Origin of the sequence: Arachnia propionica (assembly GCF_003932785.1) — a bacterium.
Classification (GTDB): domain Bacteria; phylum Actinomycetota; class Actinomycetes; order Propionibacteriales; family Propionibacteriaceae; genus Arachnia; species Arachnia propionica_B.
Map to the genome: position 1 here is coordinate 1 of NZ_RQYT01000003.1, position 12,446 is coordinate 12,446.

At 66.5% G+C, this 12,446-nt stretch carries 12 protein-coding genes; 5 read left to right on the forward strand and 7 right to left on the reverse strand.

The window, feature by feature from the left end:
* Positions 1–650: 650 nt before the first annotated feature.
* The 7 genes from EII35_RS02185 to EII35_RS02215 all read right to left on the reverse strand — a co-directional run bounded on the left by EII35_RS02185 (position 651) and on the right by EII35_RS02215 (position 9,807).
* Positions 651–1,694 (reverse strand): hypothetical protein, encoded by a 1,044-nt coding sequence (locus EII35_RS02185; protein WP_125226828.1) that lies wholly within the window; start codon positions 1,692–1,694, stop codon positions 651–653.
* Between the two features lie 224 nt (positions 1,695–1,918).
* Complete coding sequence (locus tag EII35_RS02190; protein WP_221739654.1) at positions 1,919–2,266, reverse strand: DUF6507 family protein; 348 nt, start codon at positions 2,264–2,266, stop codon at positions 1,919–1,921.
* A gap of 339 nt (positions 2,267–2,605) precedes the next feature.
* Positions 2,606–6,550 (reverse strand): type VII secretion protein EccCa, encoded by a 3,945-nt coding sequence (eccCa, locus tag EII35_RS02195; RefSeq protein ID WP_125226829.1) that lies wholly within the window; start codon positions 6,548–6,550, stop codon positions 2,606–2,608.
* Positions 6,547–7,248, reverse strand: coding sequence for a hypothetical protein (locus tag EII35_RS02200; protein ID WP_125226830.1), 702 nt, complete (start codon positions 7,246–7,248; stop codon positions 6,547–6,549). The genes eccCa and EII35_RS02200 overlap by 4 nt, the downstream gene beginning before the upstream one ends.
* Positions 7,245–8,555 (reverse strand): type VII secretion integral membrane protein EccD, encoded by a 1,311-nt coding sequence (gene eccD, locus EII35_RS02205; RefSeq protein ID WP_125226831.1) that lies wholly within the window; start codon positions 8,553–8,555, stop codon positions 7,245–7,247. Before eccD ends, EII35_RS02200 begins: the two co-directional genes overlap by 4 nt.
* Positions 8,555–9,064, reverse strand: a complete 510-nt coding sequence (locus EII35_RS02210; RefSeq protein WP_125226832.1) for a hypothetical protein — start codon at positions 9,062–9,064, stop codon at positions 8,555–8,557. Before EII35_RS02210 ends, eccD begins: the two co-directional genes overlap by 1 nt.
* Positions 9,061–9,807 carry an FHA domain-containing protein gene (locus EII35_RS02215; RefSeq protein ID WP_125226833.1) on the reverse strand — a complete coding sequence of 249 codons (747 nt, stop codon included), beginning with the start codon at positions 9,805–9,807 and terminating at the stop codon, positions 9,061–9,063. The genes EII35_RS02210 and EII35_RS02215 overlap by 4 nt, the downstream gene beginning before the upstream one ends.
* Positions 9,808–9,960: 153 nt before the next feature.
* Between EII35_RS02215 and EII35_RS02220 the strand changes: the two genes are divergently transcribed.
* Genes EII35_RS02220 through EII35_RS02240 form a run of 5 tightly spaced genes read left to right on the forward strand, consistent with a single transcriptional unit; the run spans position 9,961 to position 12,444 of the window.
* Positions 9,961–10,305 carry a hypothetical protein gene (locus EII35_RS02220; protein ID WP_125226834.1) on the forward strand — a complete coding sequence of 115 codons (345 nt, stop codon included), beginning with the start codon at positions 9,961–9,963 and terminating at the stop codon, positions 10,303–10,305.
* 41 nt (positions 10,306–10,346) lie between these two features.
* Positions 10,347–10,652, forward strand: coding sequence for a hypothetical protein (locus EII35_RS02225; protein WP_125226835.1), 306 nt, complete (start codon positions 10,347–10,349; stop codon positions 10,650–10,652).
* A gap of 2 nt (positions 10,653–10,654) precedes the next feature.
* The gene (locus tag EII35_RS02230) at positions 10,655–11,737 is read left to right on the forward strand and encodes a DUF6177 family protein (protein ID WP_125226836.1); all 1,083 of its coding nucleotides are present in this window, start codon (positions 10,655–10,657) and stop codon (positions 11,735–11,737) included.
* Positions 11,737–12,072 carry a hypothetical protein gene (locus EII35_RS02235; RefSeq protein WP_125226837.1) on the forward strand — a complete coding sequence of 112 codons (336 nt, stop codon included), beginning with the start codon at positions 11,737–11,739 and terminating at the stop codon, positions 12,070–12,072. Before EII35_RS02230 ends, EII35_RS02235 begins: the two co-directional genes overlap by 1 nt.
* Positions 12,073–12,444, forward strand: coding sequence for a DUF6507 family protein (locus EII35_RS02240; protein ID WP_125226838.1), 372 nt, complete (start codon positions 12,073–12,075; stop codon positions 12,442–12,444).
* Positions 12,445–12,446 lie beyond the last annotated feature (2 nt).

The following is a 12,446-nucleotide window of genomic DNA, read 5'->3' on the forward strand; positions in this document are numbered from 1 at the left end:
GGGGATCGTGACGAGGATCGTCACGGTGGCCTCTTGGCAAGGCGGACGACGAAGAGCGCACTGGAGCGTGCGTTCGAGGAGGACAACGCAGACAGGGGGTCACCGGGGCGACCGCAGTAGATGCGCCTATCCGCGCACCCTCTTGGTTGTCCACCAGGCAGCGGGGCAACGGCCGAGTGAGGCTGCGTGAGGAGGCGAATCAGCTCCTTGAGAGGGGCGACCACCGCCCCTGACCTGGAGGGTGTGCGGACAGGCGAAACCAACACGGTCACGAATCGCCGTCCCGCCTCGGTGGCAGCGTTGACATCGCAGTGTCGCGGAAGCAAACCGGCGGTTGGTGCTCACCCCGCCGCCGCTCCCGCTGGTCGAGCCGGACCGCGAGCGTCAGCGAGCCGTCCGAGTCGAGACCCCAGCGCGCGGTGCTGAGACCCAAGTCGAGCGGGAATCCCACGGGGTCTCGACACGAGGCCTCCGCAGGCTCCGGCCCCGGCTCGACCAACGGAGGGAGGACAGCGCCTACGGAGGGAGGACAGCGCCTTGAGAACGGGTCGCCCACTTCTTTCCCCCCGTGTCCGGTCCGGGCAGCAGAGAGGTTGAATGAGCCCAGTGTCCTGCAGGACACTGGGCTCATTCCATTGGCCGGTGAGAACTCACCCAGCTGGTGTGTCCTCGGTGAAGAAGGACTTGGTCCATGTCCACACGGCTTCGCCACCGTCGGCAACATATTCTCCGGCACTCTTGCCGTTGTCCCACTCGTAGCTCATGGCGAGGCCGACGGCGGCCCCGACGGCCAGTCCCACGACGGTGCCGCCGACCGGGATGGCGGAACCAATGGCGGCCCCTGCGGCTGCGGAGGCCGCTACCTGAGATCCCGTCCTGACAACGGCCGTCTCGATGGCCTTGGCGTTCCGCTCGTCATCTGTGAGTTCGGGTCTCTCGTCCTTGAAGCGTTCGTCCGCCTTCGCGTATTCGGACTTGTAGGTGAATGCGGCGCCTGCAACCCAAAGAGCACGGCCGCCAACCCTGCCGAAAGTCGAGGTACCTGTCCTTTCCCAGCGGACCTCATCGGTCGCGGTCTTCACCGCACCGAACATTCTGCTGGTGAACTCGGAGGTCTGGGTGACGGTGGCCGGGCTGAACTTCCCAGCTGTGGGGCCGAGGAATGCCTGGTGGAGGCCGGTGCCGAACCGCGTCAACACCTGACCGTTGCCGTAGCCCTGTGGGGTGGCCTTCCAAGCACTGAAGTCCCAGCCTCGTGAGAACGATACGGCGAGGGGGTGCCTCAGCTGTGGGAAGCGGAAGTCCGAACCGAAGATTTGCCACACGTGGCGGTTCATCGTGAGCGTCATCGTTGACTTGTGGCTCTCCAACCAAGCGCCCATAAGATTGATTCCCGTGTCCCGGAATAGGTTCCGCCACATCTTGCTGAACCGCTCGGTCGTTCCGCTGGAACTGATCGAACTCAGAACGGAGATGCACACATCAACAGTCTGGTCAAACCAGAGGACGAGTTCGTTGACGGCCTGTTGGAGCTGTCTTCCCTCCTCCTCGTAGAGTTTCAACTCTTCGGGGTCCTCAGGGACCGGCTTGGCCTCGAATAAGGCAACCTTGATCAGCAGGGAGTCACGCTCACACTGCAGGCGGGTCACCTCCTGTGAGAAACCGATCATGATGTCTCCGATGATCTCGCCCACCCCGGCGGCGAGCTCAGCGGAGGTCTGTGCCGGGTTGAGGGCGTCGTAGAGCAGGTCCTGATGCGATGGCGCCTTGTAGCAGGAGGTGAGTCCCTGCCATGTGCTGTGCGCCTCATCGATGCTGGAGGAGAATTTTGTGCTGTGTCTTTGGAGGTCGTGGGCGTTGTCACTGATGGTGCCGGGAGAGGGCCAATCCGTCAGGCCGCTGGTGTCGATCTTCATGGTCACTTCCTGTCGGGGATCTCTACGGTGTCAACGGCGCGTGCATCCCAGGCGCTGTTGGCTGCCATCTCCTCATGGCCGTCTTGGATGGCGCGAACGGCTCCACGTCCACCTGCGATGGCGTTGTCGACCTGTGTCACCGCCTTCGTGAGGGCAGGGTCGAGAGCCCGGTGGTAGGCGGCCAACAAGGCTGAACTGATACTGCTGCTCCTCCCCGTGCAGGCTGAAGCGAGGGCATCGATGTCGCTCGAGACGGTGGTCCCATCCCGTTTGGCGACTTCTGCCTGCCCCTCCGTGTGAGAGATGATTCCGTAACAGGCTGCAGGGTCCACGTTGTGTGAATCAGCCATCTTCGTCTCCTGTCCAGTGTTGCTGGTCGGTGTGCCGGGCCGGAAGAGGTTCATTCTGTTGCAGCCGACGGTTCAAAATTCACGCGCGGATCCTTCAGCGGGTCCGTCGGTGCGAAACCGAGCGCCGGCTGAGGATCCGTGGCGATGACACACCCGGGCTGCCTCGCGTCGGTCCAGTCGTCGGGCACCTCGCAGCGCAAGGGTGGACCCGTCAGTTTCATGTATCCCCCTCCCTGGACCCGTCTGCCATTCAAGCAGCCCTCATCCTGAGCGAGAAGGGTTTTCACCGACCTATTGCGAACCTGCTGTCAGCCAGTTGGTCAGGCCGAGGGGTTCGCCTCATCGGTGCCGGGGCGTCTCGGCCACCTGGATGATGTGGGGTGATTCCCCACGACGGATGTATCGACCCCTGCCCGGCTGGAGCCGTTCCGGGGTGATCCGCGGCAGGACCTGACCCTCCGAGCGATCCCCGGACATGAGTAGTACCGCGCCGCCCGTGTCGCGTACAGCCTGCAGGAACGGGCTGTACAGCGCCCGGGTCGAACCCGCCACCGGACGGGTCACCACGATGTGGAACCCCAGGTCCCGGGCAGCCGGAAGATGCGGCATCAACGCGGCGAGAGGCTCAGAGCCGCCTGCGGAGATGATGTCGTGATCGTCGATGAGCAGCACGACCCGGGGTGAACGGGCTCGTTCCTCCGCGCTCCGGCCCGGCCGTTGCTCCAACTCACTGGCGATCGAGGACGCCAGCCCGGCTGCCTGCGGCAACGACGTGGCGTGGGCAGCCAGATAGTCCTCGGGGATGCACTCCGGCACGTGACCTCGCGGATCGATGACGGCGATCGCCAGCTGCTCCGGGGTGAAGCGGGCCGCCAGCCCTGTCGCGAGGGTCCGCAACGCCGTCGACTTCCCGCACTTCGCATCGCCCAGGATCAACAGGTGCTGATCCGAGTCCTGGAACTCCCACGCAGCGGTACCCATCGTGTCCTGCCGCACCCCGAGCGGAACCGCGTACGGTTCCTCGTCGGCACCCGGCAGCGACGCAGGATCGACATGGCTCGGCAGCAGCCGGATCGGCGCCGCGGACGGCCCGGACCAGGACGTCGACACCTGGCGCACCAACTCGTCCAGTGCCTCGCCGTGATCCGCTCCCTCGGCCAGCTCCAGCGACGGAAGTGCCACCTGGGCCAAGGTCTTCGCATCGGTGAGCGCCCGGCCCGGCGAGTCCGCCGGGATCGTCTCCGCGAGCTTCCGGTCGATGATGGAATCGCTGGGGTCATTCAGCCGGAACTCGATGCGATTGCCGAAGAGGGCCTGATGGGCCATGCGCATCTCACCCCAGCGCCCCATCGACATCACGAGGTGGAGACCGTAGCTGGAGGCCTGCAGCATCAGTGAGGTGAACGGCTCCTCCAAGCTGTCGAAGTCGCTTCGGAGCAGGCCGTAACCATCGACCAGGAGGACGATGTCCGCGCTCGGCAGCTGCGAGAGCTGACCGCGGGCGTGCATCGCGCGCAGCTGCCCCATCGAGTCGATCCCGTGGACCTTGAACAACTGCTCGCGGGTCCGCAGCATCGCCGTGAGTTCCTCGATGAGACGACGGATCCGGTCCGAGTCGCCACGGGTCGCCACGCCACCCACGTGGGGGAACCCCTCGATGCGACGCAAGCCCCCGCCCACCAGATCGAGGCCGTAGATCGTGACCTGTTGCGGGGTGGTCGTCAACGCGATGGAGGCAGCGATGGTGCGCAGCAGGGTGGTGCGCCCCGATTGGGGACTGCCGATGAGGGCCACGTGGCCGCCGCTGCTGGTGAGATCCAACACCCACGGTTTCTGCTGCTGATGGGCGGGGTCATCCTCGAGCCCGACGATGACGTGGAGCGGATTGGTGTTCCTCTCGTCCAGCACCTGCCCCAGGGTGAGGCGGGTCGACAACGGTGGCAGCCAGACAGGGGTGACGGCCGAGTCGTCCGAGCGCAGCGAGGACACCACCTCGTCGACCAGGGTGCGGCTGATGTTCGGGCGGTGCAGCACCGGGACCTCGGGGTTCTGCTGGTCGGTGTCGATGCCGTTGTACAGGGGGAGACGGTAGGCCAACGGACCCATCTGGGCCACCTCTCGGCGCGCCGCCGTCGGCATGGGACCCGATACGTACCCGGCGCGGAACCGCTGGTAGACCGAGGTGTCCACCTTGAGATAGCCGTATCCCGGTTGGGGTGGGAGATGGAAGGCATCGCCCGAACCGAGCACGACCTGGGACTCCGACTCACTGAAGGTCCGAAGCCCCAGGCGGTACGACAGATAGGTGTCCAGGCCGCGCAGCTTTCCACCCTCGATCCGTTGGCTGGACAGCAGCAGGTGCACCCCGATCGAACGGCCGATGCGTCCGATCTGCAGGAACAGGTCGATGAAGTCGGGCTCGGCCGTGAGCAACTCGCCGAACTCGTCGATGACGACGAACAGGTGCGGCATTGGTGGCAGATCGGGGTTCTTGTGGCGCAGCTCCCGGTAGTGGGTGATCGACGGCGAGGAATCGGCATCCTTCAGCTGCTGCTGGCGCCGCACAACCTCCCCCTGGAGCGAGGCGCGGGCCCGCACCGTCAGCTGCGGATCGTCGGCGAGGTTGTCGATGAGCCCGGCCAGGTGCGGCAACGGCTGGAACGGGGCGAAGGCCGCGCCGCCCTTGTAGTCGATGAGGATCATCGACAGGTCCTCGGGGGAGTGCGCCACCGCCAGCGACAGGATGAGGGTGCGCAGCATCTCTGACTTGCCGGAGCCAGTGGCGCCGATGCAGATGCCGTGCGGACCCATGCCCTGCTGGGCGCTCTCCTTGAGATCCAGGTGGATGAGACGTCCGGCGTCGTCGATGCCGAACGCCACCCTGAGGAAGTCGGCGGGGGTGCGGGGTTGCCACAGTTCCTCCAGCCGGATCGGGCGGCTCAGGTCGATGCCGAGCATCTCGGAGATGTCCGCCTGCTGCCCCTCGACGATCTCCTGATGGAGGGCGGTGAAGGTGCGACGGGCGGCCAGGGAGCGGGCGATCGACTCGAACAGCCACCCCGGGGTGTCCTCGGGAGTGAAGGTCGTCGTCCTGGGGTTGGTGCTCCGCGCCGCCGTGGTGATCGTCGCCTCGTCGCCCCCCAGGTCGATCCTGAGGTCGACGTCATCCGGCTCGTCGAGACGGTCGTCGAGGAGATGGATGACCGTGATCCCCAGGTCCCGGGTGTGAAGGGTCTGGTCGGGGCGCCTGAGGACGCTGGCCGGATGGCCGTGCTCGTCGGCGATGACCACCATGCGGGGCAGCTCATCCGCGGAGACCCCCCGACGACGGGCGGCTGTCGCCTTCGTCGAGCGCTCCACCATCTCGGTGCCGAGGATCTCGCTGAGGTCGGCGAGGCTGGGGGCGACCCGACGGGCCGGGACCGGGCCGTCGAACAGCTCCGGGTTGTGGACGTGGGGAAGCAGGTCGAAGCCTCGCCACTCCTCGGCGTGTTCCCGGGGGAAGGCCAGCGCCAGGTCGAGGTCCTCGGGGAGTTGGTGTGCGGCCAGCTGCGAGACGATGCCCCGGGCGAGGGGGACCGTGCGCTCCCGGGGGCCGATGACGGCGACGACGGTGGCGTCCTTGAGGTCGGCCACCGCGGGCATCCCGTCGATGCACTCGTAGGTCTCGGTGACCAGCTCCGCCTCCTGGAGCAGGATCGGGTCCGTCGGCTCCACCGGGGTGCCAGCGTCCGTCAGGTGAAAGGTGAACCACGGGGTCCTTGCGACACCGATGCGTGCCTGGAGATGATCGCTGTCAGTGCGACGTCGTTCCCACAAGCGTTCCGGGTCGTGGATGAAGCTCAACAGCCCCTCGGGTGTGGGGTGCAGTTCCTCGGCGGCCGCTCGAGTGGCCTCGGCCCGCTCGAGCATGTCGAGACGGAGCTCCTCGAGGTGGTCGAGGTAGCGGGCCCGCTGCATGCGCAGCTTCTTCGCCTCCCGGCCCTGACTGGATATGGCGAAACCGACACCACTGACGAGAGCCACGACGAAGATCACCGCGGCGACGAGCATGAACAGGGGTTGTCCGTTGCGCATCACCACCATCATCACCACGGAGGTGAGGGCCCCGACCACGGGCAGCAGGAACTGGAACGGGGTGGCCGCGACGTTGGATGAGAGCGTCGGTGGCGGCGTCACCTCGATGGGTGACGGTGTGTCCAGGGGAGTGCTGGTGCGAGTGGGGCGGTGAAGACGGCGCAACGGTGCAGTCGCGGGTGCCTCGACAACGGGGTGCTCGGTCATGCGTGACGCTCCTCGCAGCTGTGCCTGAGATCCTGGACGACGCCGACGCTCAGCCGGTACAGCTCGAGTGCGTCGGGCTCCCGGAGGCGGGCGGGCCCGCCTCGTCGGGCGAGCCGTGGGCTGTGACGCAGCAACGTCGCCGGAAGAGGAAGGTGGTGGACCAGGGTGCTGATGCTCGGCCCGACAGCCCCCTGCACGTCGACGACGGCGATGCGCACCGGATGTTGTTTCTCCAGCTCCCACCCGACATCCAGCGTCGACTGGATGAGGTGGCGGATCGCCGGGGTGACGAGACACAGGGCGTGGCTGTGCGCCGCGATGGCGCGCATCTGGGTCAGAGGGGCGGATCCCCAGTCGGTGACCGTGATGTCGTGGGTGAGCTGGTGGCCGTCCGTCGACTCGGACCAGCTGCCGATCGGGTCCTGGGCGATGTTGCCGTGAAGCTGTTTGACGGTGCCCGTCCAGCGGTACCGCTGACTGTCCGGATCGGTGCGGGTGACGAGCAACAGCCGATCGGATCGGTGAAGGGACAGCATGCGCGTCATCTCCGTCGCGACGGTCGTCGCCCCGCAGCCATCGGTGACGGCCACCAGTCCCACCCGTCGCCGCACCGGCAGCGGGGTGCTCATTCTCTCGGCGAGATTCTCCAGCTCCCGGGCCCGTGGGCTGAGGGTCGCCCGCAGCCACGCAAGGCTCATCGGAAGACCTCCAGCAGGTCGGCGAAGATTCCCAGCGTGGCCAGGGTGAGCGGCACGACGGCGATGAGGAGCAGCAGCTCGAGGATCTCAGCGGCACGTCGGAACTTTGCCGCCACGACGGCACTCGGCCGGTGGAACGTGAAGACGATGAGCAGAAGGACGACAGCAGCGAGGACTCCCGCTCGATGGGTGGGGGTGAGCGCGTCGTGCTGGATCAGGACCGCGAGCAGGGCCCCGCCCCCGGCGAGGAACAACGCCACCTTCTGTGGGATGAGTGGCAGGATGCGTGCTCGGAGGAGGATCGCGAGCCCCACCGCCGTCGTGAGCCACAGCGCCCAAGGCCTCCGCTGGTCGACAAGAGTGAGCAGGGCGAGCAACGTCGGCGGGGTGACGGCGATGACGGTCCACGTCAGGGTGGAGAAGCCCTCCAGGATGGCGCGTTGCACCTCGCCGCGCGGGGGGCGCTCACCCTGGACGGACTGGTCGTCGTAGCGGGTCAGCCCGGAGATGGACAGAGCGATCCCGGGGAGCAGCCCCAGCACGACGAGCGCCACGACCACCGTGATGACCGCCACGACGTGCGGATCCCAGGCCAGGCGTTGGGCGATGACCGCGACCACCAAGGCCAGGATCCCCAACGCAGCGGCCACCAGAGCGGATCGACGACGACGTCCCACCCCGACCACGAGGCCGAGGGTCAACCAGCCGGCCGCGGCCACGCTGAGAATGAACACGTGCAGGTGATGGTGGAATGCGATCCGGGTCAGTGGCAGCATCGCGCCGAGGGCCGCGCCCGCCACCACCTGAGCGGGGAGGATGCGCTCTTTCCACGCCAGCCACACCGCCGCGACCAGGAGGGCTGCCACGACGGCCATGTGGTAGCGGCCCGAGAGCGGGTCGCTGATGATCCCGTCCGGCATGGTGAGGTTCGATGCGATGAGGCACAGGACACCGGCGATGACAGCGCTGACGGCCGCCGCGGCCCGGGGCGTCCATCGGTCCCGCAGGTCATCGCGGGTCAGGGCCAGCGCGTCGGTGACGTCGGTGACCTCGGGGGCATGGGGGGCGCCGTCGATCGTGGTGAGTCGCAGCATCGAGCCGTGGGCGACGTCCTGCTCGGACAGTGGGCTCCCGAGGTCGAGACGGTTCCCCTCCAGGGTGCTCAGCGACAGTTCCTGACCGCCGGGGATGTTCTCGCCGAGCAGCTGGAGCAGTTGTGGGACGAGGGAGCCGACGGGTTCGTCGTCGGGCAGGACCAGGTCGGCCTTGTGGGTGGTGCCGAGCACCGTCACTCGTGTGTATCCCATCAGTTCTCCTCAACGACGGTCAGGGTCACCGGGTCGATCGTCAGCCCCGAGGTGGGGTCGGTGTAGTAGCCGGTCTCGGGGTCGAAGAACCAGCCGAGCCGTACGTCGATGAGCCGTCCCTGCGGATCCGTGGCGAGCATGGTCTCCGGGTCGACGGGGAATCCCGTGCGCGAGTCGATGTACTGGCCGGTTTCGGGGTTGTGGAGGAGCACCGTCTCCTCGACCTCCTCCCATCCCCCTCCGGGTTTGAGCGGGTTGGAGTTCATCGCGGCCATGTATGCGGCGATGGCCTTCTGGTGCTTCTGGTTCTCCAGCAACCCGAGCACGAATCCGGTACCGAGGCAGGCCAGGCCGATCACTGCAGCGAGGATGAAGGAGCCGAGTAGCCGATTGATGTTGGTGTTGACCTTGTGCCGTTCCCGCAGCCTGCCGTGAACGAAGGCCGAGGTGAGCCGTTCCCGGTGCGACCGGGTCGTCTCGATGAGTGTGCGGTCGTACTCGTTCATCATGCTCCCGTGTGGGTGGGGATCGCCTCGATGCTCAGTACGCGGGATCCGAGCCGGAGCTGAGCGACGGGGCCGATGGACAGGGGAATCTTGAAGGGTTCGTGGGGGAGGACGACGATCTCCCCGGTCGGGGTGATCTGGGCGGTGCCGCCATGGCTCCCGAGGTCCTGGATGACCAACGATCTCCCGTCGAACCACAGGGCGACGTGGGTGCGCGAGATGGTGCGTTGGATGTCCGTGACCGAGACCCGGTTGTACGTGGTGGGTGCCTTGGGCAGCCTTCCGATGACGCAGGGCGGCAGGATCTGGAAGGTCGAGCCGTCGTCCAGGGTGCCGACGAGGACCGGCGGGAGGGAGGTGCTGGAGGTGGGACGTTCCCCTCTGTCCCAGTCGAGGACGACCGCGCGGGGTCGGGGGCGCAGCGGATCGCTGCCGCGTCGTGTGTTGACGGCCTGGAAGCTGGGCAGGCGTCCGGGCAGTTGGGTGCGGGAACTGATCGCCCGGAGGCCGAGCAGGGCGTGTCCGAGACTTGTTCCGTGTCGTCTTCTTAGCCAAGTCCAGAAAGCGAGAATCAGGACGACGGTGAGGGCCGTGAGCGTGATCGACAGGGTGTCGGGGAGATTCGATGCGGTGATCCATCTCATGAGACAACCGGCCCCGACAAGGGTGGACAGGTCGATCAGCAGTGAGAACAGTGTGGTCCAGCGGCTCGCTGGGATGTCCACGAGGGCCTTCTGGGCGGCCATGTCCCACCTCCTTCCTGACCCCGACAGTCAATCACGTCACCGGGTCCATGTAAGAGACACGGTCTGGCAATGACCCACCCCTCACCTAGTGTGGAGACGCCTGGCCCATGGTCAGGAACCATCAAGTTGAGTAGTCAACCAGAAGGGGTGGAGATGAGATTCTCGATGGAAGAGGGAACGCTGGTCCAGCTGGGGCAGCGTTCACAGACCGAATCCGATGACCTGGTCACCTTGGTCAGGCGCCTGTTCGAGGCGGCGGAGCCGCTCGAGGGGCAGATGAATGGCCCGGCCCGGGCCGCGGTGGACAAGTTCAAGGCCGGTGTGGACGACATCTCCGCGGCGCTCAGCAATGCGCTCGGGGGGATCGTGCAGTCGATCGCCGGCCAGAACCGAGCTTTCGTCACCGCCGCAGACGAGGGTGCCGCGACGCACCAGTCCGCGGAGGGTTCCGCTGACTTCAGCTCCCAGGGCTTCCTCCAGCGCATCGGTCCCGCGTGAGCCTGACCGTACGTACATCCGATTGATTGGAAGGACGATTCATGAGCAACCAGATGGACCGTAACGACTACAGCGTGGCGGCCTCGCAGGCCGCCCAGGCGAACTTCGAGAGCATCGCGGCGCAGCTGGAGGCAGCGCTCGACCGTCGCGACCTGGACGTCAGGAACGCCATGGCGCAGTACTACGCCGACGGTGTGTCCGAGAAGTACCAGGAACTGGAGAGGCAGTGGAACCAGGCGGGCGCCCAGGTGCGCCAGATCATCAGCCTGCTGCGCAACTCGCTCAGCCAGAACGATGACATCGCCGTTCGGGCCGGTGCCCAGGCGGCGGCCGCCATTCCGGGCTGAGCGTGCACGTCCTGCATCCCTTGGCCGACGAATGGGCCGAGGACTACCTGTTGTTCGTCTGCTCAAGTGAGCGGGTGACGCTCACGGCGGCGATCCGTGGGTTCCTCATCGAGGCCCGCCAGAGCCAGTTGCGGCCGGTGCTGCTCACGAGCAGCACTGCCCATCTGGGCTGGTTCGTGGCGGATGAGCTTCGACTGTCCGGTGGGTACTGGGCGGTGCGGGACGCGGAAGGCAGAGTGTTCGACGGGAGGACCGGGCGACGGATCCGGTCCTTTCCTGAGCTGTGGGCTCCCGAAACCAGGAGCGAACCGGTTCTCTCGTCCTTCGAGAGGGTGGTTTCCGAGGGTTCGGGGGCTTTCTTCTTCGATGTGTTCACCCGGGAACCTGCCCTTGACCGGGTGAGGGTCGGGGCCGTCGCTGAGCACATGGTGGCGGGACTCGGTGGTGGCGCGCTGGTGCGGTGGGACTCGGCAGAGCCGCTGGCCCAACCGTGGTCCCGTGCCGCCATCACGGAACGGATGCGGGCGCAGATGCCCGCGTCGGAGCGGCATTTCCTCCGGAGCGAACGCGACGTGCCGGTGAGCGTGACGGTGGCACGAACCCGCAACGGTCTGTTGGAGCACACCAGAGGACTGGTGCCGGTGGGGCCGTACGGTCGGCCCCACGGCATGCCACCCAGGGCGCCGATCGGTAGCCACCCTGCACTGACGAGCACCCTGACCGGGTTGGCTGAACGTTTCAGGGTGAACGTCGCGATGATCTCCTACTGTCAGGTCGTCGAGAGGTTGGGTTCCCTCGGCCAGCTGGCCGAACTGCGTCACGCCGATGCCCCCGTGGCCGTGCTGATCGGTCCTGTCGCCGTCAGAACCCTGGGGATCGACGTCGCCGAGCTGTCAGCCCATCATGACGTCGTGCCGCTGGGGCTCAGCCGCGCCCCGAGCGTGCTGGTGCGGTTCAGTTCCACTGATGAGCTGTGGCGTCAGTTCGGGAGCTTCGCGCACGACCTCGATCAGGAGCGTCTGGCCGCTCTGCTCGCGGTGGAGTTCGACGAGTACTTCACGGCAGGAAGGGATGTGACGCGATAGTGGCCACGGAACTGGTGTTGTTGAGCGATGTCCCCATCACCGTCGATGCCCAGCGCCGGGCACTGCAGCGGGCCGAGGGGCGAGGACGGATCCTCGAGTTCAGGGGCGGTGAGTTCACCAGCCTCGTGGGGGCGGATGGGAGCCATCTGTTGACGGTGCATGCCCCCAAGGTGATCCAACTGCCGGATGAGGCAGCTGCAGCGGTTGTCTCGCCGCCACGCAGTTTTGCGTTGTGGACCGAGATGACCGTTCCCTTCGGGGTGCCCGAGAACGGGTACGCCCTGGCCGAGGCACTCGCCGCGGAAGTCGGCGGTCGGATAGAGAAGAGGAAGTGAATGTCGTCGTGGAGCATTGATCCCAGCGGGGTCGAGGCGTTGTTGCGCAGTGTGCAGTCGGAGCAGGAATCCCTCAACGGGGCCCTCGAGCAGGGGGATTTCCAGGCGATCTTCACGGCACTCGCCTCGGCGGGGGACTTCCGAGGTGATGTCTCCACCGCACTGAATGGACTCCTCGAGGACCAGAAGCGGAATCTTGATTCGATCACCTCCAGGGTGGCGGCGGGTGCCAACGGTGTCGGCTTCGCGGTGAGGGCCTGCAATCAGGGCAACGAGGAGATGGCTGCCACCGTACAGACGGAGATGATGCACTCCGCGACGACCGGGGATTTCACGTTCTTCGAGAAGATGACGCAGGAAGGGGCGCAGTGAGC